A 22,529-nucleotide genomic window follows, 5' to 3' on the forward strand; every position below is an offset into this window, starting at 1 on the left:
GGTTTTAATAACTGGCTCAAAGCTGAAAGCTTTCCGGAACCCCCAGCCTAGCTGGGGGTTTTCTGTGCACAAAAAAAACCAGCAACGAATGTGCTGGTTTTGAATGATTAATCTTTACTCGACTTCACGAATATCGACACGCAGCTCTTTCGGCACTTCGAAAACAATGTTTTCTTCACGGCCTTCCAGCGGGATGGCTTCACCACCGCCCAGCTGCTGCAAACGTGCCACCACATTCTGCACCAGAATATCCGGAGCCGATGCGCCCGCAGTCACGCCGACGCATTTAACCTCTTTCACCCACTCTTCCTGGATATCTTTCGCATCGTCAATCAAAAACGCGCGTTTGCCCATACGCTGGGCCAGTTCCGCCAGACGGTTGGAGTTGGAAGAGTTTTTTGAACCAACCACCAGTACTACTTCCGCCTGTTCTGCCAGAGCGCGTACCGCTTCCTGACGGTTAGTGGTGGCGTAGCAGATATCATCTTTGCGCGGACCAACAATTTTCGGGAAGCGTTTACACAACGCATCGATCACATCAGACGTGTCATCCACCGACAGCGTAGTTTGGGTCATAAAGGAGAGTTTCTCTTCGTTTTTGACCGTCAGTTTCCACACATCGTCTGGCGATTCGACCAGATACATTCCCCCTTCCGGGTTGCTGTACTGCCCCATCGTCCCTTCTACTTCCGGGTGCCCGGCGTGGCCGATGAGAATCGACTCTTCGCCACGACGGCTGGCACGGGCGACTTCCATATGCACTTTGGTCACCAGCGGACAGGTAGCGTCGAATACCGTCAAATCACGGCTTTTCGCTTCGTTACGTACCGCCTGAGAAACACCGTGTGCGGAGAAGATCAGGATCGCACCGTCCGGCACTTCGCTGATCTGCTCAATAAAGATAGCCCCACGCTCGCGCAGGCTATCGACCACGTAGCGGTTATGCACTACTTCGTGACGGACATAAATTGGTGCGCCGTAAATGGCCAGCGCGTTTTCAACAATGCTGATAGCGCGGTCTACCCCGGCACAAAAACCACGTGGGTTGGCCAACAGGATCTGCATGTTACGCCTCCAGTGCCGGATCGATTTCCAGCACTTCAATATCAAAATGAACGGTCTGCCCGGCCAGCGGATGGTTGAAATCAACGGTAATGGAGTCGCCGTTAATTTCGCGGATCACGCCAGGCATCTCACTGCCATCCATTGCGGTAAAAAGCATGATTGCGCCAATTTCTGGCTCGCCTGCATCCATAAACTCACGGCGGGAGAAGTACTGAATCAGGTCCGGTGACGGCACACCAAACGCCGCATCTGGCTCCAGCGAGAAGGTGGTTTTATCGCCCACTTTCAGCCCCAGCAGGTGTTGCTCCAGCCCTTCAGAAAGAGAAGCATCGCCCAGGCGGAACAACGCCGGTTTACCGTTGTTGCGGGTAGACTCGGCGGTAGTGCCATCGTCGAGTTTCAGCGTGAAGTGCACCAGGACGGCGCTATTGCTCTGTACAGATTCAGACATGCAGGTTTGCTCTTATATTTTGAGGATTTTTGCCGGATGCGGCCTACGATTTCGCAGCAATCTGTAGGCCGGATAAGATGCGTCAGCATCGCATCCGGCAGGGTTTATTATTGTTTTTTCGCTTTAGAAGGCAAAAAACCTTCCAGCACAATCAGTGCCGCACCGACACAGATGGCAGTATCGGCAAGGTTGAAGGTAGCGAAGTGCCAGTCGCCGACGTAGAAGTCGATCATATCGACAACGAAGCCGTGCCACAGGCGGTCGAACAGGTTGCCCAGCGCACCGCCAATAATCAGCGCGTAAGCGATATTGTTTAGCTTCTGCGTGGCCTTCGAGCGATACATCATCACCATCAGGATCACGCTAATACCAATCGCAATACCGGCAAAGAACCAACGCTGCCAGCCGCCGCTATCGGCAAGGAAACTAAACGCCGCGCCATAGTTACGCGCATAATGCAGATTAAGCGACGGGAACAGCGGGACCGTATCCCCCAGAGCAAAGTTCTGGAGGATCAGGTATTTGCTGCCCAGATCGATAATCAGCACGACTACCACCAGCCACAGCCAGCGTAGCCCTGTTGAACAGATCGATTGACTCATCAGGCAAACTTACGTTTTTCACCGTCACCGGCGACGTTGCTGACACAGCGGCCGCAGATTTCTGCGTGTTCCGCCACCTTGCCGACATCCTGGGTGTAGTGCCAGCAGCGTGGGCACTTCTCACCTTCGGCTTTACTCAACGCGACTTTCAGCCCTTTGAGTACTTCGCTCTGCTGAGCATCAGCAGGGGCGTCGTTATAGTCTGCAACGGTAGCGCCGGAGGTCAACAGGACAAATCGTAATTCATCGCCCAGCGCGGTCAGTTTCGCCGCCAGTTCCGGTTCTGCGAACAAGGTCACTGCCGCTTCCAGCGAGCCACCCACTTTCTTGTCGGCACGCGCTTGCTCAATGACTTTGTTCACTTCGCCACGCACTTTCAGCAGCTCGTCCCAGAACGCATCGTTCATCGCTTCGCTGTCTGCCAGACCAAACAGGCCTTCGTACCACTCGCCGGTGAAGACGTATTTTTCACGTTCGCCCGGCAGATAGCCCCACACTTCATCAGCGGTGAAGGAGAGGATTGGTGCCATCCAGCGAACCAGCGCTTCTGCGATGTGATACAGCGCAGTCTGGCAGCTACGACGCGCCACGCTGTCCGCTTTCGCGGTGTACTGGCGGTCCTTAATGATGTCGAGGTAGAAAGAGCCCATCTCAACGGAACAGAAGCGCATCAGACGCTGTACCACTTCGTGGAAATCGTATGCTTCGTATGCCTTGAGGATGTCTTCCTGCGCCGCTTTCGCACAACCTACGGCCCAGCGATCCAGTACCACCATATCTTCCGGTTTCACCATATCTTTTGCCGGATCAAAACCGTTCAGGTTTGCCAGCAGGAAGCGCGCGGTGTTACGGATACGACGATAGCTGTCGGCAGCACGTTTCAGGATCTCGTCAGAAACGGCCATTTCGCCAGTGTAGTCGGTTGATGCCACCCACAGACGCAGAATATCCGCGCCCAGTTTGTTCATCACGTCCTGCGGCGAAACGGTGTTGCCGATGGATTTAGACATCTTGCGACCCTGACCATCCACGGTAAAGCCGTGGGTCAGTACCTGACGATACGGCGCTTTGCCTTTCATCGCGGTGGAGATCATCAGGGAAGACATGAACCAGCCACGGTGCTGGTCAGAACCTTCCAGATACATGTCCGCTGCGTGACCAGCAAATTCCGGACGCACGTCAACAACAGAAGAGTGGGTAGATCCGGAGTCAAACCATACGTCCAGCGTATCCGGCACTTTCACGTACTGATCAGCTTCGTCGCCGAGGATCTCTTTCGCATCAAGATCCCACCATGCCTGAATGCCATCAACTTCAACGCGTTTTGCCACTTCTTCCATCAGTTCGAGGGTACGCGGATGCAGCTCTTCCGTGTCTTTGTGCACGAACAGTGACATCGGTACGCCCCAGGTGCGCTGACGGGAGATACACCAGTCAGGACGGTTAGCGACCATCGACTCGATACGCGCCTGGCCCCAGTCCGGGATCCACTGCACGCCTTTGATCTCTTTCAGTGACTGCGCACGCAGACCTTTCTGATCCATGCTGACGAACCACTGCGGCGTCGCGCGGAAGATGATCGGCGTTTTGTGACGCCAGCAGCACGGATAGCTGTGCTGCATTTTCTCTACGTGCAGCAGCGCGCCTTTTTCCTGCAGCAGCGCAACAACGATGTCGTTCGCTTTGAAGACGTTCACGCCATCCAGCGTCGGGTAAGTGCCCGGCAGATAAGTGCCGTCCGGGCCAACCGGGTTAGCGGTTTCCAGGCCGTATTTCTGACCAATCACATAGTCGTCCGGGCCGTGGCCAGGCGCGGTGTGTACGGCACCGGTACCGGCATCCAGGGTAACGTGATCGCCGAGGATTGCAGGAACGTCGAAGCCCATAAACGGATGGGTAAAGCGCAGCAGCTCCAGCTCCGCACCTTTTACCGTGCCGAGAATGGTGTAATCGGTAACGCCGATACGCTGCATTACGCTTTCAACCAGATCTTTCGCCAGAATCACGGCCTGACCGTCGATCTGCACCAGCGCATAGTCGAAATCCGGTGCAATGGAGATTGCGCGGTTGGCAGGCAAAGTCCACGGCGTAGTGGTCCAGATCACCAGCGAGATTGGGCCGTTAACGTTGCTTACTCCAAATTTTGCTTTCAGTGCATCCTGATCGACCGCCTGGAAAGCGACGTCGATGGACGGAGAAGTTTTGTCGTAATACTCAACTTCCGCTTCCGCCAGCGCAGAACGGCAGTCAACGCACCAGTGCACCGGCTTCGCGCCTTTGTGCAGGTGACCGTTGCCAATGATTTTGCCCAGCGCGCGGATGATGTTGGCTTCAGTTTTGAAGTCCATAGTCAGGTACGGGTGCGACCAGTCGCCCAGCACGCCCAGACGGATAAAGTCTTTGCGCTGACCGTCAACCTGAGTCGCTGCGTATTCGCGGCACTTGGCGCGGAACTCGGCGGCGGTGAATTTCTCACCCGGCTTACCGTATTCTTGCTCTACTTTCAGCTCGATCGGCAGACCGTGGCAGTCCCAGCCAGGCACATACGGCGAGTCATAGCCGGAAAGCCCTTTGGACTTCACGATAATGTCTTTCAGAATCTTGTTAACCGAGTGACCAATATGAATGCTGCCATTCGCATAAGGAGGGCCATCATGCAGAATGAAGGTTTTTTTGCCTTTTTTAGCCGCACGGATGATGCCGTACAGATCATCATCAGTCCAACGCGCCAGCATTCCCGGTTCGCGCTTGGCGAGATCGCCACGCATCGGGAACCCTGTTTCCGGCAAATTCAGGGTTGATTTATAGTCACTCATCAGATTCTCGGTTCCGTATTTCGGTTTGATTACATAACAGGCTTAAGCCGGTTTTGTTAGCCCAAAAAATTCGCGGGCGGTTAATTCATCACGCGCAATCTGCGCTTTCAGTTCGTCCAGCGACGCAAATCGCTGCTCATTGCGTATTTTTTTACGCAGCACTACTTGTATATGGCGACCATAAAGGTCCATTGCAACATCTAACAAATGCACTTCCAGCTGCTGGCGAATACCGGCAACCGTTGGGCGTGTTCCGATGTTTGCAACGCCGGGTAACGGCTTTTCACCGAGGCCCAGCACTTCTACCGCATAAACCCCTTTCACCGGGGAAACCTGACGGCGCAGCGGTACATTCGCCGTCGGGAAACCTATAGTGCGCCCTAATTCATCACCGTGGACCACACGCCCGGAGATGGCAAACGGGTGCCCCAGTAAACTTTCTGCCAGAGCCAGATTGTCATCCGCCAGCGCCTGACGTACAGCGGTACTGCTGATGCGCACGCCACCTTCGCAAAAAGTTTGCGTACTGGTGATATCGAAGCCGTATTCCGCGCCAGCTTTCTGTAATAACAAGAAATCGCCTTCACGACCAGCGCCAAAGCGGAAATCATCACCTACGGCAAGAAATTTTACCCGCAAATGCTTCACCAGAAGGTCACTGATGAAATTTTGCGCGGTTAACGCCGCGAAACGCCTGTCGAAACGCACGCACAGCACGTAATCAACGCCACACTCTGCAAGGTAACGCAGTTTTTCCCGCAGTCGGGTCAGCCGTGCCGGGGCTTTATCGGTAGCAAACAGTTCCAGTGGTTGAGGTTCAAAAAGCATCACCATCACCGGTAAGTTGCGCTTGCGCCCTTCTTCCTGCAAGCCCTGTACCAGCGCGCGATGACCGCGATGCACGCCGTCGAAATTACCAATAGTCAGCACACACCCTTCTTGCGGGGCCTGGCTGAGATTATGTATGCCGCGTATCAGCTTCATGTCTGGCTCAAAACAGTGAAAATCGTCCGAGTATACCTTGTACAGCGGTCAAGGTTAACCGGCGATTGAGTACCGAAATCAGAAAGAAGTGGCTTTTCATTGCCATGCCGCAAATTACGGGAAGAAACAGACCGCCTGCTGCAATTTTTATCGCGGAAAAGCTGTATTCGCACCACGCAAGCTGGTAGAATCCTGCGCCATCACTACGTAACGAGTGCCGGCACATTAACGGCGCTTATTTGCACAAATCCATTGACAAAAGAAGGCTAAAAGGGCATATTCCTCGGCCTTTGAATTGTCCATATAGAACACATTTGGGAGTTGGACCTTGGCTAATATCAAATCAGCTAAGAAGCGCGCCATTCAGTCTGAAAAGGCTCGTAAGCACAACGCAAGCCGTCGCTCTATGATGCGTACTTTCATCAAGAAAGTATACGCAGCTATCGAAGCTGGCGACAAAGCTGCTGCACAGAAAGCATTTAACGAAATGCAACCGATCGTGGACCGTCAGGCTGCTAAAGGTCTGATCCACAAAAACAAAGCTGCACGTCATAAGGCTAACCTGACTGCACAGATCAACAAACTGGCTTAATCGCCAATTTGCTGAAGCTTTGTGAAAAAGCCCGCGCAAGCGGGTTTTTTTATGCCTGCTGCTTTTGTGATGCGTGAGAAAACACACTGCAGGTTGCCAGATAGTCAAAAGTTGCAGGTGCTTGCAGACATGCCGTTACACTCTCTGGACTCTTCGTGGCTTAAAAATCGCAGAACCATCGGCTGATACATTCTGAATAAGAATATCTACTCAATCTCCAGACTCCCCTACATAGAATGTGGAGATCGTGATACACATTGAGGTCTTAAACTTAAGATCACTCTATTTTTGAATTAAATTCCTATACTCTTTAACCATCCATAAATATCACTTTATTAAATCTAATAAATTATTAACCACAATCAATACAGGTTAAATACTTATTTATAATGTACTTATTAAAAACTAATGAGCGATTTTTGATAGTAATCACATATACTTTAAAATAAATTAATAAAAAAACTCATCAAATTCAAGGACTGATAATGAAAGATGGTATATATACTTTGCCACATTATCTTTATAAATCAAATATAGCAGATAATGAAACAATAAAGGAAACAAGAAAAGACAATTCATTAAAAATATTATGCGAGTATAAAACAGAGTTAATTATTTTATTTGATGATTTTTTTAGAAGCCAACAGTTACCTAAAATATCTCCAGCACTTCATTTTTTATTTCAACAGACTAATTTGATAGATGCGCATTTTTATAGATGTAAAGTCCAAGAACACACAATCCAACTTTCTTTTTTAAAAGACAAAAACATCACATTACTTAGATTGGATGTTTTTGATGACTTCACAAGTGAATATATTACTGAAGATATTAAGATATCAGAAGATTGCCATGTCAAATTCCTTAAATTTTTAAAGACAAACTTCGATCAGGAAATATACGATCAGTTATATACTCCTGAAATATTTTATGAAGCCTGCAAAAAAGTTCAGTCATTTTATGATCATCAGGATACCTTGCTAAACAGAAAATACAGAGAAATAGACAAGAAAAAAGGTTATCTTAGCAAGGAACTCAAAAAGCTAATTAAAATGAATACATACCCTGAGTTATACAATGGGCAATATCAAAAAATCCCTTACTTATCCATCGATGTTAACCAAGATATAACATGGCAGAATTTTAAAACTAGCAACACAGCATATTTACAGCTTTGTGAAAAATTATCATCTTTTAAAATTACGACTAATCAATTAATACAAAAAACAGCTTGCTGCACAACTGAAAAAACGACCACCAATAAATTTAATGTTGTCTTTTCTTACGACGGGTATTATATAAAGGAATTTATACTTTTATTACCCTATAATAAATCCATGGAGATTTATGAACTTAACAAGCAAAAAATCCAGTACTTGACTGCTCCAAATATTAACATACATAAAATATTGCTATCAAACTTAACGATAGAAAAGAGCAACCTGACATATGGTTATTATTCCACTTGTATATTATCAAATATATCATGCTTTGAAAGTGACTTATCAAACACAACCTTTTTCAATGGAGAAATAAATAATCTTTTCTTAAAAAAATGTAATATATTTGGAGTATTCTTCATTAAAACAAAAATAAAAAACCTTCTCTGTGAAGATATTATGCCTGTTCGATGGACCACTCAACTTGTCAATAAGTACTTAGGTAACATATATACAGGAGTATTCAAAACACTGGGAAGTATTGATGACAAAGCGTCTCGTTTCGAAATTTTGATTCCATTGGTTCAAACATTAGTTCGCGACAATGTAACGCTAAATAATGATGTGTATCAAGAATTGAGTAAGTATATGCACGATTACGACAAAACATCTCCGGAAATGAGTAAATACCTTCAGAGCATCAATGAAAGTATGTTCCTTATGACAAACATCCCTCATCAGGATCCCCCCCCCAAAGAAAGATGTTATTCAGAATAAAATTACATCTGATGTATATTAATTCACTGCAGAGAAATAAAAAAACCTGAAACATGCACTCAAATATCCTACTCTTCACTCTAATGAGTGAACCCCAGAACTTTTATAAAGAAGCGAGCAACGAAGAATATTAAACTTTCAACATTTCATCAACTTCACATCAAAAATTTAAAAACTTAAACATTAATATAAATACTAACAACCTGATCACATAATCAGGTTTGAAAATGAGTAACCTTCCATACTAGTCAATTAAGAATGATTTATGAAAAAGTATATTATTCCGTTCGTGGCGACAACGTTGATATTCAGCGTAACAACCTTCGCCAAGGATGTCGATCAAGGAACACTAACCGTTAGAGGAGAAGTTGTTGATACAATGTGTTACTTTGTTAATGGTGATTCAATAACCGATATTGTTGTCGAAGATGTTGTAACCAGTGCAATGAATCAACTTATCAATAATGAAATCTACACTTTAAAAACCGGTTCAACCTCTCATGACTTAGAAATTCAGTGTGACGGCAATACAGCACCCAGTATCGAAGTATTAGCATCAGAGTTTGATGCTAATAACTTTACGTTGAATAAAGGAACTGCTGAAAACGTTGGCTTTGCCTTTTTCCTCGGTGATGGAAATATGACAAGAATATTGCCAGGTGTAAAAACACCGCTGAAAGATAATGGTTCTGGACAATATTTTCTTAATTTAAATGCACAATATGAGCGTACAAGTACCGATCCTGTAACAAAAGGCTCCGTGGAGTCAACCGTGACGATTAAAATCAGTGCAGATTAAAATTTTTATGCCGGTAGCTCTGCTACCGGTATTATTTACGGAGTGATTACATGAGAATTATAACAGCATTGCTGTGCTGGAAAAAACAAAATTAAACTTGCATTACAAAACCGTATAAAGTTATTTTGGCGTCCCGAAGGCGTAGCGCCGGTAGATAAAAAAAGCCTGTCTCAATTAAATATCAAAAAGAAAGATAATGCCATCTCAATAAACAATGAAACAGCGAACTGGATAACGATTACAACTATCAAAGCCCAAAATGTGAAAGTTAATAATGAAAGTATATTACTACCTCCATTTTCTAATAACGACATTACATTAAAAAATAACAACGCCTCAGAGTATGAACTAACGGTAGTTGATGATTACGGGAATAATATCAATAGTAAAATCGCTGCAAAATAACAGGTAAAAGTCATGTTAAGGACGACACGATGGGTCGCTGCAATTATTATTTCGTATTCTTTTCCAGGTTATGCTGAAGAAACTTTTGATACACACTTTATGATCGGCGGCATGAGAGGAGAAAAAGTTTCTGAATATCATTTCGATAATAAACAACCGCTTCCAGTAAACTACGAACTTGATGTTTATGTAAACCACCAGTGGCGTGGAAAACAAGATATCATGATCCCAGAGTCACCAGCCAAACCATGTCTGCCTAAGGTGCTGCTAACCACACTGGGGGTAAAGACCGATAATCTCAATAAAGAAGATAATTGTATTTTACTGGATGAAGCGGTTCATGGTGGACAATATCAGTGGGATATCAGTGAACACCGACTAAATTTAACGATCCCACAGGCGTATATCAATGAACTTGAAAGAGGCTACGTTCCCCCAGAAAGTTGGGATCGCGGCATTGATGCTTTTTATACCTCCTATAATTTAAGTCAGTATCGCTCTTATGACAGCAATAATAACAGTAATACAGCCAGTTATGGCCGATTTAACAGCGGATTAAATTTATTTAGTTGGCAGATACACTCTGATGCCAGCTATAGCAAACCTGATGATATGAAAGGCACATGGCAAAGTAATACTCTTTACCTGAAACATGGCTGGTCGCAAATATTAAGCACAATTCAGATAGGAGAAAATTATACATCCTCACTCATATTCGACTCTCTGCGATTTAGCGGAATACGCTTATTTCGCGATATGCAAATGTTACCTGATTCCATGCAGAGCTTTACACCTTTAGTACAAGGTATTGCGCAAAGTAATGCATTGATAACGGTTTCGCAAAATGGCTACATCATTTACCAAAAAGAGGTTCCCCCGGGACCATTTACTATCGCAGATTTGCAACTTTCGGGCAGCGGCTCTGATCTCGATGTCAGCATAAAAGAAGCAGATGGTAGTGTTCGTTCCTTTTTGGTGCCCTACTCTTCCGTGCCCAACATGCTGCAACCAGGTGTTTCAAATTTCGATTTTATCCCCGGACGCAGTAAGATATTTGGTGTAAACAATCAGGAGGACTTTCTTGAGGCAAATTATTTATATGGCCTCAACAATCTTGTGACACTGTATGGCGGTACGATTTTAACCGATAACTATAATGCAATAACGTTAGGAAATGGTTGGAATACACCGCTGGGTGCTATTTCTTTTGACGCTACCCGATCGAGTAGTAAGTTAAATAATGATAAAATACACGAAGGTACAAGCTATCAGGTCGCCTATAATAAATATCTAGTGCAAACGGCTACTCGCTTTAGCGTGGCCGCCTGGCGTTATGCTTCGCAGGATTACAGGACATTCAGCGACCATCTTTACGAAAATGATAAACACAATCATCATAGTGAATATGATGATTTTTATGATATTGGCAGAAAAAATAGCCTTTCTGTCAATATTATGCAACCTTTATCCACCGGCATAAAAATTGCTCTCAACGATGAACAGAACTTATTTTGTACCATTACTTTTAAAAACGTTATCGATGAAAATAAAACATATATATGTCAGTAAAAGGAGTTTACTATGAAGTGGCTTTTATTGCTCTCCTTGAGTCTATACTCTTTTATTGTGCAAAGTGCTCCCTGTACACTGACCAATGTCGGTGAACAACGTGGAACTTACACTCTAAAACCACTTAATATGAAAGGTAATCTCGCTGTTGAAAAAATTGAAAACACTGGAAATATCATTGAGTGTGCGGATTTGCAAGATACGACCAACGCCATTAAAGTTCATTTTTTAACACTGAACGCCTTAAGGTTTAAAGTGGGGGGGGCGTCATTATATTATTAATTTTCCTTTTGAATCTAACGGTAAAAAAAATAGAACCACCCGGTAAATCATCTTATAATTTAGAAGAAATCTTATCTGCAATAAATTTCACGATCCCATATTCTATTACTTCGTTACCAGATAATTCTTACATCTCAGATATTTTTCCAGGGGCACCTTTTCCTTTGTTATTCGAAATTGAAGTGAGCTCATGCATAGGGAGTAATACTAATTGTAACAGCGTCCGCTTTAACTTTAATTTAAATACCATTTTACAGGTTAACTTAATGACTTGTGGTTTTGAAGACAAATCCATCGACACTGGACGATTTGTACTGTCTCGTATCAATAGTGAAAATTATCAGTTTCATCATATAAGATTTGACTGCATCCAGGGCGAGCAAGGTGAATTAGTTTTTGAACCCAGTGATGTTGAATATTACTTTGAGCCGGTGACGATACAGGAGTCAGGAACCAGCATATTAAAAAATGAGTTAGAAAATAGTGAGGAAGGTGCTGGTCAAGTAGGCTTTCAACTATCGAATGATGGTACGAATGAAATCCTGTATGGCAAAAGCAATAGCTATGCTTTTCAGCATCCCCATGAAGGAAGTAATCAGATTCCTCTTTTTATTCGCCCGCGTACATATGGAAACAATGTCTCAAGCGGGCAAATAATGAGCCGAGTCAAGATTGTGGTTATATACAACTAATCTATCTCCCCCGCCTTAACTTTGGGGGAGTTGCCGATTAACGCGCCGCTGGACTAAAAAGCGTAGAATAATCCGTATTGCAGATTCGCTGTACCGCTGGATGCTGAATCATCCGCTCAGCAAAAATGGCATGGTACTCTTCCATTACATTTTCTACGCGACCAATTTCCACGACAGTTTTATCGGCATAAAAGTCATATGCATAAAGCGTTGGAGCAACGAAGATTGCATTGTGCATCGCACCAAAAGCTTTCATTAATGCGGCATCATCAAACTCGCCAAGGATTTCTACGTTTAATCCCTGGGAGTTAAACCAGTTAAGCAATTTGCGTCCTAACATTGAACGCCGTCCAGGAATCAAAAGCCGCCGTTCTTCCAGACAAGCCGGGAATGGTTTTTCCGGTGGTGGATTTGTACACCAGAAGCTCACGCCACATTCGCCAATTCTCACGGAGAACAGGCCTTCCTGCTGCGTAGAATCTATCGGGCAATCGGAAATGATCATATCCAGTTTATGCTGACTTAATTGCTCCAGCAGCATTTCGTGGGTGGATTCGAAGCAGCGAAGATGAATCGGCTCACCTTCTACCACTGCGGCGTTCAGTACGCTACTGACCAGGCGTTTGGAAAGTGCATCAGCCACGCCAACGTCAAACAATAAATTGGACTCTTTGCGATAGTTCACGATATCCAGCATTTCCTGGCTTAAGGTAAACATTTTATCGGCATAGCGATAGACCAGCTCTCCCAGTTCGCTGGGTTCGAGACCACGTCCCTTGCGCTTAAATAGTTTACCTTGCAGGCGCTCTTCCAGCGCTCGGATCTGCCCGGTAATGGTTTGTGGTGTTAAATAAAGCGCCTCCGCTGCGCCAACCACGGAACCTTCTTTATAGACATGCCAGAAGTAATACAAGTGGTTGTAATTGATATGAGACATGCTCATTTCTCTCCCTGAAAACAATGAAAAGGGAGCCGTTTATGGCTCCCCGGTAAACCGTCCTGTCACACTGATGGACGCAATCGAACGCGTAACCAGCTGTAGCCAATTACCGCCGAAGAGATAGAACCGACCAGGATACCGAGTTTCGCCCAGTTAATCAGTTCTGGATCTACGCTACCAAAGGCCAGGCTGGCAATAAAGATAGACATAGTAAAACCGATACCGCACAGGATCCCCACCGCCATAATTTGCTGATAAGTCGTTCCCTCAGGCAGATGCGCTAGTTTCAAACGCAGCGCCAACCAGCAGAACAGACTAATCCCCAGTGGTTTGCCAATCAGCAAGCCAGCGATAATCCCCAATGGCAGAATGGAGGTCAAGCCATCCAGCGTGACGCCTTGCAGTGAAACGCCAGCATTAGCAAATGCAAACAGCGGCAAAATCAGATATGCCACCCACGGGTGCAACACATGCTCCAGTCGCTTCGCTGGAGAACGCCCATGCTTCTCTTTCAAAGGAATAAAGAAGCCGACAATTACCCCCGCCAGGGTTGCGTGAACCCCCGATTTCAACACCGCAGTCCACAACACCACGCCAACCAGAATATAAACGCCCGTGCGGCGTACACCACACAGATTCAGTACCGCGAGTACGGCAATTGCAACGGCCGCGACGCCAAGAGAGGCCATCGATAAGTCATTAGTGTAGAACAAAGCGATGATAATGATGGCCCCAAGATCGTCGATAATAGCCAGCGCCATCAAAAAGATCTTCAGCGCTAACGGAACACGACTTCCCAACAGCGCCAGCACACCAAGCGCAAATGCAATATCTGTCGCCGCCGGAATAGCCCACCCTTCGCGGGTAATCGGATCGGCATAGTTAAAGGCAAGATAGAGTAATGCCGGAACAATCATCCCACCAATAGCGGCGATAACTGGAAATGCGGCCTGCCGTAAGCTGGCTAGCGATCCTTGCATCAGTTCACGTTTAACTTCCAGACCGACTAACAGGAAAAATACCGCCATTAGCGCGTCATTTATCCATAACAGCATGTTTTTGTTGATTTCAAGTGAACCAACCTGGAGCTGAACCGGCGTCTCAAGAAAATCGTGATACCATCCACTGGTTGTACCGCTGTTGGCCATAATCATCGCCAGGACAGCGGCAATTATGAGAATAATGCCTCCCGAGGCATCACTGCTAAAGAATCGATGCAGATGTTTCACTTTTTATTTCTCTTTCAGGTGAATAGATCGTTTTTACTATTTTATCCCGCACAAATCATCGTTAAAATCAGATTATAGTGTAGGAATAATTCGTTTTTTACGAGCCATTGAAGGATTTGCGTCATCAGTGATGAGATGAGTTTTTGACGGCTGTAAGCGCTGACATGTGACCCTAAGCCCTGATAATCATAGCTTAAGGTCAGGATTTCTGAGGGATTAATTAGGAAAAGTAATAATAAAATCGCACTGTGCTATAGCTGTTTATTCCAGAGATGCTTGAAAATATCTAATGTTGAGACAACATTGGCAGGCGACATTCGGTTTAATGAGGGTAGAAAGGGATGAGCCTCCAGGAAGTTGATAAAACGAGTCGCGCTTGCCAAAGTCGAATACCGCATTTCATTTGCTTTCTTGTTTCCTGTAAGGTTACAAACAGCCATTGAATAATCACGGGCGGAAAATGCACGCCAGACATTATTTCTCACGCCACCACTCAAAAATAACCGCGGCGGCGTATCATAATGAGTCGTTTTCTCGCCGCGTTCTTTCACAAAGGAAATATGGCACCGGCTTTGATGAATGTGCTGTAAGTTAGCCATCAGACAACCGCCTAATATAAAACACTCGTGATCAAGGTAGTGTTGAATATTTATAGAATATGCTTCAGTCAGTGCTCTAACCAGTTCAAAATGGCGATATGCCGGAAGAACCGGTTTCACCAGCATCCCCGGATCGTTTTGATGTAATATCGCCCGACCATAATCAATATCAAATAAGGTATCACGCCGCATAGTAAGTAACTCCTTGCGTTGTACGTGATGCGCCAGTGTACCTGGAGACAAACGCTCTTCATAACTTGATGCATATTGATAATGCGACTCTACCGCTGATGAAGAATAATTTGTTGAAATAGCGACGACTCTACCGCTTTGTTCTTCTGCGGTAACAAGACTATAAAGATAGTTGTTACTACCGTTAAACTTTACGCGAAAAGCGCGGGTAGCGAGAGAAAGATCAGAAGCAGAAGAGTACTGGCAACTTTCTTTATAGTTTACTTCCCGGGCTAGTTTCATCAACTCACGGTTAAGCCCTGTGCTATTAAGAAGTAATAATTTACGGATATCTGCAAGTGAAGCGCCTTGCTCAATCATCAATGCTAAATGTGTTCTTCGCGGTGTTGTATTTACATGATCCAGAGTGATAAAAGTTCTGGAACAATGATGACAATACATTCTCCTCTGCCCCTGAGCTGAATAGCCATACTTTTTCAGAGATGTGCTTCCGCAAGCTGAACATTGTGGAACCAACCCTCTCCATGAATGATTAACACGATTACGATAAATATTAAGAGATCGTTCAGATATCACAGGAAACAAGTAACCGCATTCCCGACATAAAATATTTTTGCCTTGTGCAATATAATCCTGGCTATTCAACAACCCCAGGTTTTTGCATCCTGGTGTTTTGCAACAATCAACATTTACGTTGGTAAACATATTCACTCCCTGCGAATACCCGGATATTATCGTCATATGTCAAAGAAAAGAACCTGATTCAATGTGTAACATTGAATCAGGCGGGCATAGCCCTAAATGGCATACATTACATTTATTATGATTATCAGGTTAGCCCCAGGTCACCGCTTCTGGTTTATCACCTCTGGCTTTCATTAGAGAATCATTATCAATATCAGTTTTATATTTTAAAAACTTACCATACATCTGTTTTTCAATATCTGGTTTTTTACCGATCAGATTAAGTGTTTCAAAACGATCAGATTTCAGATTGTAGAGATATTTCGGTTTATTATTGCGATCGATAATCATCTTCCAGTCACCATCACGGATCGCCCATTCATCGGTTGGATCATCCTGGAATGGCATATCAATCCCGAAAATTAATGGCTTTTCGCGTTTCAATGCTTTTTGCTCAAGAACAGGAACCAGCGATTCACCATCGAAAGTACGGTCTGTAGGTAATTTGAAGTTCATCATTTTCGCTAAAGTAGGCATCCAGTCCAGACCATAAACTGGCGTATCTGAAACCATTCCCTTTGGAAGATGCTTTCCGTATTTAATAATCGCCGGAACACGAATTCCGCCTTCCCAAAGGTTATCCTTGCGACCGCGTAATCCATCCGTTTCCCCTGCCAAATTCAGCTCATACACTTTGCGCGCTTCACGCGTTACCGGACCGTTATCACTGGTAAAAATAACGATTGTGTTATCTTCTTCACCCATCGCTTTGATTTTATCCAGCACTTTTCCAACCTGTGCATCCAGATAGCTGATATTGGCATAATATTCCCCCACACCACGCCAGGGTTTGTCTGCCCAGTCGCCATAAAATAAATCAGGATGCTGCTTCTGATAGTCGCTCATATATTGTGAGTACATGTCGAGGTATTTTTTGGGCGAAGCCAGGGGACTGTGCACTTCGGTAAAAGCGACATAAAGGAAGAAAGGCTTACTATCCTTTTTGTTATCCAACCAGTTAACGACTTCCGAACTGACATACTCACCACTCATTTTATCGGCACGAGGTGTGGGTTGCCCGTTACGCAACCAACCCGTCGGATACACCATGCCAAAACGGGGACGCTCCTTCGCATTATCCAGAGTAGCGTCGGTAACAAAACCCGCCGTATTAACCAGTGAGTAATCAAAGCCCATATCTTTTGCCTGAGGCTGATCGGTACGATCGCCGCCTGCATTCAGATGCAGCTTACCCATCATTGCCGTGTCGTACCCTTGCGCTTTGAGTAGATTAGCAATCGTGAGTTCGTTACGCCCTAAGGCAACATCTTTGCCTGAAGGAATCCATGAGCGAATTCCAGTACGAAATGGCATCCGGCCGGTTAATAGCCCAGCGCGTGAAGGTGAACTTAAAGGGGCGGGGGCATAGTAGTCAGTAAATTTGACCCCTTCCTGGGCAAGCCTGTCGATATTAGGTGTTTTAACGATCTGATGACCATATGTTGCTAAATCGCCATAACCTAAATCATCCGCCATAATAATGACTAAATTAGGTTGTTTAGCCTCTGCGGCTAAGGCAGGACTAAAAGCATTCCCTGTGCAAACTGCAAGGCCGATCAAACTGGCCATTAACGTTTTCTGCATAATTATTCCCTGATAAAAAATTAGAAATCATAACCAAGCATATAAATCATTTGATCGCCAAAGCCATCGTAGCCCAGCTTATTATCGAAATAACGCCACGTCACACTGGCTTTCCAGCGAGGATAGAACTTCCAGGCAATAGTTAAACCGCCATTTAATCCGTTCCGGCCAAATTGCTGCTCCGTGTAAGCATCGTTCCTGTCCAGTTCTATTTCATTCCAGTTAGATAAAACAAATTTTTCGTCAAATAACATAAATGGCAATACTGCTGTCCAGCCAACAACATAACCATTCCAACCATTCGTTTGACCATATTTAGCTGATACGTAGTCACCAGATTGATTATGTAATCCAATATACGGTTTAAAAAAGCCCCACTCGCCGTTCCAGCCGAGGTAACCGAATCCATAAAACATGTCCAGATCGTCACCCCATGAGTTATCCCATTGGCCATAAATTTTGCCAAAGAATGTCATATCAGAGTCAAAGAGTCTGACATGCGTCATTGCTGAAACCGTATGATTTCTCCCTGCTACAGCATGATTGAGTACATTACTTTCATAAAATGAGTAAAATTCTGCTTCTTTAAAATTTACCCCAAAATCCGCAGTCACTTTCCATACTTCACCACGGTGAGTGTTTACAAATCCACTATTCCAGTCTGCATAACCCGCATTTATTGAACCAAAGGTTCCTTTATATTCTAATGAAGAATATGCAGGAAAATGATAGATAGCTGTTATCAGGGTACACGCAATAAGAAGTCGTCTTTTGGCAGACATATAATATGCTCTCCATTCATTGTTTTTATGGTTCCATAGAAATCAATACATCAGATAATTCATTTTTATTAAGAATGACCAGGCCAGTATATTTAAAGATGACTATCGAAGCGTGATGAAGATCGCAGATTACTTTTGCGAACGGGCGGAGAGATATCGTGTTTCAGAAAATGTGTCTATTTTAAATATCACCCTTTGATTTATAGGCATTTTTCATGATGAACTTAGCATTGACTGCTGAACGTATTTCTTTGTCTCTCTATAGTATTACACTAACCTTTAATAATTAATTTCCTTTAGCTATTCACTTTGGATAGAGGAAAACACCTTTTTTGTGAATCCCTGGATATATTTAAGTTAAATAAATTGATGTATTGAAATATTATTCCGTAAAAATGCGAGGCGTCTTCAGAAAAAGAATTGATAAAACAGAAGTGAATTAAAAGCGCTGTATAATAGCGGCGGGTGCTTGAGGCTATCTGTCTCAGGCATTAGCTGAACGGCAGATAGAGAAAAGCCCCGAGTGATATTTTACCATCAACCCGAGGCCCCCTATATGCTGAACACATGTAGAGTGCCTCTTACTGACCGTAAGGTCAAGGAGAAGAGAGCAATGAAGCAGCATAAGGCGATGATTGTCGCCCTGATCGTCATCTGTATCACCGCCGTAGTGGCGGCGCTGGTAACGAGAAAAGACCTCTGTGAGGTTCACATCCGAACTGGCCAGACGGAGGTTGCTGTTTTCACGGCTTACGAATCCGAGTAAGAGCAACGGCGGGGAGTGATCCCCGCCACTTTACAGGTGCTCGCATATCTTCAACGCACCCTGTTTTTTACCTGGCCTGCCCACGGGCAGGCTTTTGGGGAGGTTAGCGAGTCAGGTCGTCGAAAAACTTCTTCACACCATCAAAGAAGCTCTTTGAGCGCGGGCTGTTGTGCTCGCCGGTTGGGCCACCGAAGCTTTCTTGCAGCTCTTGCAGCAGCTGTTTCTGCTTCTCGTTCAGGCCTACCGGGGTTTCGACGACAACGCGGCACAGCAAATCACCCTGTGCGCCACCGCGGACAGACTTGACGCCTTTACCGCGCATACGGAACAGCTTACCGGTCTGGGTTTCGCCAGGCACTTTCAGTTTGACGCGACCATCAAGAGTCGGTACTTCGATTTCGCCACCCAGCGCTGCCATAGCGAAGTTGATCGGGACTTCGCAATACAGGTTGTTACCTTCACGCTCGAAAATCGGGTGCTGTTTAACCTGAACCTGAACGTACAGATCGCCTGCCGGTGCGCCATGCTCGCCCGCTTCACCTTCGCCCGCAAGACGGATGCGGTCTCCAGTGTCCACTCCTGCCGGAATTTTAACGGACAGCGTTTTGCTGCGCTCAACACGACCATGACCATGACATTTGTTGCACGGATCTTTGATCAGCGTACCGCGGCCCTGACAGTGTGGACAGGTCTGCTGTACAGCGAAGAAGCCCTGGCGCATCTGCACCTGACCAGAGCCATGACAGGTCGGACAGGTTTGCGGCTGCGTGCCTGGTTTTGCACCGCTACCGTGGCAAACGTCACACTCTTCCAGAGTCGGAATGCGGATCTCTTTGGTCACGCCACGTACAGCTTCTTCGAGGGTGAGCTCCATGTTATAGCGTAAATCAGCACCGCGCGCCGCACGTTGACGACCACGCCCGCCGCCAAAAATATCGCCGAAAACGTCACCAAAAATATCGCTGAAGTCTGCGCCGCCGCCAAAACCGCCGCCGCCCATGCCGCCTTGCTCAAACGCAGCATGACCATACTGATCGTATGCCGCACGTTTTTGCGAGTCGGTCAGAACTTCATAAGCTTCCTTGATCTCTTTAAATTTCGCCTCGGCCTCTTTGTCACCCTGGTTACGGTCCGGGTGGTATTTCATGGCCAGGCGTTTGTAGGCCTTTTTGATTTCACGCTCTTCCGCTGTTTTGGAAACGCCTAAAATCTCGTAATAATCTTGCTTAGCCATCTTTTTTGATTTGCCCCTAGATGAATGCACGGGCGGAGAGGAAATTCCCCTTCGCCCGTGTCAGTATAATTACCCGTTTATAGGGCGATTATTTTTTGTCTTTGACTTCTTCAAATTCAGCGTCGACAACATCGTCATCTTTCGCGTTGTTTGCAGAAGCATCAGCACCGGCAGTCTGCTGCTGGGCATGTTGCTGCTGGGCGATTTCCATCAGTTTCTGGGAAACCTGTGCCAGTTCCTGCATTTTCGCTTCGATAGCGGCTTTGTCTTCACCTTTCAGAGCAGTTTCCAGTGCAGTCAGCGCAGACTCGATAGCAGTTTTGTCGTCAGCCGGCAGTTTGTCGCCTGCTTCTTCAACCTGCTTACGGGTGCTGTGCAGCAGATGGTCGCCCTGGTTGCGAGTCTGTACCAGCTCTTCAAACTTACGGTCAGCTTCGGCGTTCGCTTCTGCGTCGCGTACCATTTTCTGGATTTCATCTTCGTTCAGACCAGAAGAAGCCTTGATGGTGATCTTCTGCTCTTTACCGCTGTTTTTATCTTTCGCGGAAACGTGCAGGATACCGTCAGCATCGATATCGAAGGTAACTTCGATCTGCGGCATACCGCGCGGTGCCGGGTTGATACCATCCAGGTTGAACTGACCCAGAGATTTGTTATCAGCTGCACGTTTACGTTCACCCTGCAGCACGTGGATGGTTACCGCAGACTGGTTATCTTCAGCGGTAGAGAACACCTGGCTGTGCTTGGTCGGGATAGTGGTGTTTTTCGCGATCAGCGTCGTCATCACACCGCCCATGGTTTCGATACCCAGAGACAGCGGGGTAACGTCCAGCAGCAGTACGTCTTTTACGTCACCAGTCAGAACACCACCCTGAACAGCAGCACCGATTGCTACAGCTTCGTCCGGGTTAACGTCTTTACGCGGCTCTTTACCAAAGAATTCAGCAACTTTCTTCTGAACCATTGGCATACGAGTCTGACCACCCACGAGGATAACGTCGTCGATATCAGATACGGACAGGCCAGCGTCCTGCAGTGCAACTTTCAGCGGCTCAATGGAACGGTTTACCAGGTCTTCAACCAGGCTTTCCAGTTTCGCACGAGTCACTTTGATGTTCATGTGTTTCGGACCGGTCGCGTCTGCAGTGATATACGGCAGGTTAACGTCGGTCTGCTGAGCGGAAGAAAGTTCGATTTTCGCTTTTTCTGCCGCTTCTTTCAGGCGCTGCATTGCCAGCGGATCGTTGCGCAGGTCAATGCCCTGATCTTTCTTGAATTCTTCAACCAGATAGTTAATCAGACGGCTGTCGAAGTCTTCACCACCCAGGTGGGTATCACCGTTGGTTGCCAGAACTTCGAAGGTTTTTTCGCCGTCAACTTCGTCGATTTCGATAATAGAAATATCGAAAGTACCACCACCCAGGTCATAAACCGCGATAGTACGGTTGCCAGTACCTTTGTCCAGACCATAAGCCAGCGCAGCTGCGGTCGGTTCGTTGATGATACGTTTTACTTCCAGACCAGCGATACGGCCTGCGTCTTTGGTTGCCTGACGCTGAGCATCGTTAAAGTATGCCGGTACGGTAATAACAGCTTCAGTTACCGGTTCGCCCAAGTAATCTTCCGCGGTTTTCTTCATTTTTTTCAGCACTTCAGCAGAAATCTGCGGCGGTGCCATTTTTTGGCCTTTAACTTCGACCCAAGCGTCGCCGTTATCAGCAGCAATAATTTTGAACGGCATGATGGAAACATCACGCTGTACTTCTTCGTCCTGGAAGCGGCGGCCAATCAGGCGTTTAATCGCAAACAGGGTGTTTTGCGGGTTTGTCACTGCCTGACGTTTAGCCGGCTGACCAACCAGAGTTTCACCATCCTGGGTATAGGCAATGATAGAAGGCGTGGTGCGATCGCCTTCGGCGTTCTCCAGTACACGAGGAGTGGTGCCATCCATAATCGCTACACAAGAGTTGGTAGTACCCAGGTCGATACCAATTATTTTACCCATCTAAACGTCTCCACTATATATTCGGTCATCATGTGGTTGTGAGTCTGTAATAGGGGCGAAACGTTTGGTTTCAACAGCCCAATTTCATTTTTTTTGCAGACTCACTCACTGCGGTTGACTACTAAATGGGGTCGTAACCCACGTCATCAAGGGGGAGATGCAAAAATTTTTTGTGCTTTTGCGCAGAAATTTCGCGATATGCCAGAAGAAGCCATGAAACAGACAGTAATTTCATTCATACAATGAATGAATTGCAACCA

17 protein-coding genes and 3 pseudogenes are annotated in these 22,529 nt (G+C 45.8%); 7 read left to right on the plus strand and 13 right to left on the minus strand.

What is annotated here, in order from left to right; translation table 11 throughout:
• Window positions 1-114 precede the first annotated feature (114 nt).
• The 6 genes from ispH to FQ015_RS01200 all read right to left on the minus strand — a co-directional run bounded on the left by ispH (window position 115) and on the right by FQ015_RS01200 (window position 6,144).
• Window positions 115-1,065, minus strand: coding sequence for a 4-hydroxy-3-methylbut-2-enyl diphosphate reductase (gene ispH, locus FQ015_RS01175; protein ID WP_160523607.1), 951 nt, complete (start codon window positions 1,063-1,065; stop codon window positions 115-117).
• Window position 1,066: 1 nt separating this feature from the next.
• Window positions 1,067-1,516 (minus strand): FKBP-type peptidyl-prolyl cis-trans isomerase, encoded by a 450-nt coding sequence (fkpB, locus tag FQ015_RS01180; RefSeq protein WP_000004655.1) that lies wholly within the window; start codon window positions 1,514-1,516, stop codon window positions 1,067-1,069.
• 107 nt (window positions 1,517-1,623) lie between these two features.
• Window positions 1,624-2,118 carry a signal peptidase II gene (gene lspA, locus FQ015_RS01185; RefSeq protein WP_000083377.1) on the minus strand — a complete coding sequence of 165 codons (495 nt, stop codon included), beginning with the start codon at window positions 2,116-2,118 and terminating at the stop codon, window positions 1,624-1,626.
• Window positions 2,118-4,934 (minus strand): isoleucine--tRNA ligase, encoded by a 2,817-nt coding sequence (ileS, locus tag FQ015_RS01190; RefSeq protein WP_160523608.1) that lies wholly within the window; start codon window positions 4,932-4,934, stop codon window positions 2,118-2,120. The genes lspA and ileS overlap by 1 nt, the downstream gene beginning before the upstream one ends.
• Window positions 4,935-4,976: 42 nt before the next feature.
• Window positions 4,977-5,918, minus strand: coding sequence for a bifunctional riboflavin kinase/FAD synthetase (gene ribF, locus FQ015_RS01195; RefSeq protein WP_160523609.1), 942 nt, complete (start codon window positions 5,916-5,918; stop codon window positions 4,977-4,979).
• A 7-nt stretch (window positions 5,919-5,925) separates the two neighbouring features.
• Window positions 5,926-6,144, minus strand: coding sequence for a DUF2575 family protein (locus FQ015_RS01200; RefSeq protein ID WP_001353471.1), 219 nt, complete (start codon window positions 6,142-6,144; stop codon window positions 5,926-5,928).
• A gap of 102 nt (window positions 6,145-6,246) precedes the next feature.
• Here FQ015_RS01200 and rpsT point away from each other — a divergent pair, with 102 nt between their 5' ends.
• The 6 genes and pseudogenes from rpsT to FQ015_RS01230 all read left to right on the plus strand — a co-directional run bounded on the left by rpsT (window position 6,247) and on the right by FQ015_RS01230 (window position 12,194).
• Window positions 6,247-6,510 (plus strand): 30S ribosomal protein S20, encoded by a 264-nt coding sequence (rpsT, locus tag FQ015_RS01205; RefSeq protein WP_001274021.1) that lies wholly within the window; start codon window positions 6,247-6,249, stop codon window positions 6,508-6,510.
• A gap of 485 nt (window positions 6,511-6,995) precedes the next feature.
• A complete protein-coding gene (locus FQ015_RS01210; protein ID WP_039021794.1) occupies window positions 6,996-8,447 on the plus strand; it encodes a hypothetical protein in 1,452 nt (483 codons plus the stop codon).
• 265 nt (window positions 8,448-8,712) lie between these two features.
• Window positions 8,713-9,246 (plus strand): fimbrial protein, encoded by a 534-nt coding sequence (locus FQ015_RS01215; RefSeq protein ID WP_160523610.1) that lies wholly within the window; start codon window positions 8,713-8,715, stop codon window positions 9,244-9,246.
• Between the two features lie 75 nt (window positions 9,247-9,321).
• Window positions 9,322-9,651 (plus strand): annotated as a pseudogene (locus FQ015_RS01220) (fimbria/pilus periplasmic chaperone); the annotation flags it as partial.
• A gap of 12 nt (window positions 9,652-9,663) precedes the next feature.
• Window positions 9,664-11,130, plus strand: a pseudogene (locus FQ015_RS01225) (fimbria/pilus outer membrane usher protein); the annotation flags it as partial.
• A 102-nt stretch (window positions 11,131-11,232) separates the two neighbouring features.
• Window positions 11,233-12,194, plus strand: a pseudogene (locus tag FQ015_RS01230) (fimbrial family protein).
• Window positions 12,195-12,231: 37 nt separating this feature from the next.
• Here the strand turns inward: FQ015_RS01230 and nhaR are convergent.
• The 5 genes from nhaR to FQ015_RS01255 all read right to left on the minus strand — a co-directional run bounded on the left by nhaR (window position 12,232) and on the right by FQ015_RS01255 (window position 18,264).
• Window positions 12,232-13,131 carry a transcriptional activator NhaR gene (gene nhaR, locus FQ015_RS01235; protein ID WP_160523621.1) on the minus strand — a complete coding sequence of 300 codons (900 nt, stop codon included), beginning with the start codon at window positions 13,129-13,131 and terminating at the stop codon, window positions 12,232-12,234.
• A 65-nt stretch (window positions 13,132-13,196) separates the two neighbouring features.
• On the minus strand, window positions 13,197-14,363 hold the full coding sequence (gene nhaA / locus FQ015_RS01240) for a Na+/H+ antiporter NhaA (protein WP_039021792.1): 1,167 nt from the start codon (window positions 14,361-14,363) through the stop codon (window positions 13,197-13,199).
• A gap of 251 nt (window positions 14,364-14,614) precedes the next feature.
• Window positions 14,615-15,859 carry an IS1 family transposase gene (locus FQ015_RS01245; protein WP_160523611.1) on the minus strand — a complete coding sequence of 415 codons (1,245 nt, stop codon included), beginning with the start codon at window positions 15,857-15,859 and terminating at the stop codon, window positions 14,615-14,617.
• Between the two features lie 129 nt (window positions 15,860-15,988).
• A complete protein-coding gene (locus FQ015_RS01250; protein ID WP_160523612.1) occupies window positions 15,989-17,482 on the minus strand; it encodes a sulfatase family protein in 1,494 nt (497 codons plus the stop codon).
• A gap of 20 nt (window positions 17,483-17,502) precedes the next feature.
• Complete coding sequence (locus FQ015_RS01255) at window positions 17,503-18,264, minus strand: outer membrane protein OmpK (RefSeq protein ID WP_001274831.1); 762 nt, start codon at window positions 18,262-18,264, stop codon at window positions 17,503-17,505.
• Window positions 18,265-18,877: 613 nt separating this feature from the next.
• Here FQ015_RS01255 and mokC point away from each other — a divergent pair.
• On the plus strand, window positions 18,878-19,030 hold the full coding sequence (mokC, locus tag FQ015_RS01260; protein ID WP_000809168.1) for a type I toxin-antitoxin system toxin MokC: 153 nt from the start codon (window positions 18,878-18,880) through the stop codon (window positions 19,028-19,030).
• Between the two features lie 103 nt (window positions 19,031-19,133).
• Here the strand turns inward: mokC and dnaJ are convergent, their stop codons facing one another.
• Window positions 19,134-20,264 carry a molecular chaperone DnaJ gene (gene dnaJ, locus FQ015_RS01265; protein ID WP_001118464.1) on the minus strand — a complete coding sequence of 377 codons (1,131 nt, stop codon included), beginning with the start codon at window positions 20,262-20,264 and terminating at the stop codon, window positions 19,134-19,136.
• An 88-nt stretch (window positions 20,265-20,352) separates the two neighbouring features.
• Window positions 20,353-22,269 (minus strand): molecular chaperone DnaK, encoded by a 1,917-nt coding sequence (gene dnaK, locus FQ015_RS01270; RefSeq protein WP_000516135.1) that lies wholly within the window; start codon window positions 22,267-22,269, stop codon window positions 20,353-20,355.
• Between the last annotated feature and the right edge of the window lie 260 nt (window positions 22,270-22,529).

Origin of the sequence: Escherichia sp. HH26CH (genome assembly GCF_009820205.1) — a bacterium.
GTDB classification, from domain to species: domain Bacteria; phylum Pseudomonadota; class Gammaproteobacteria; order Enterobacterales; family Enterobacteriaceae; genus Escherichia; species Escherichia coli_F.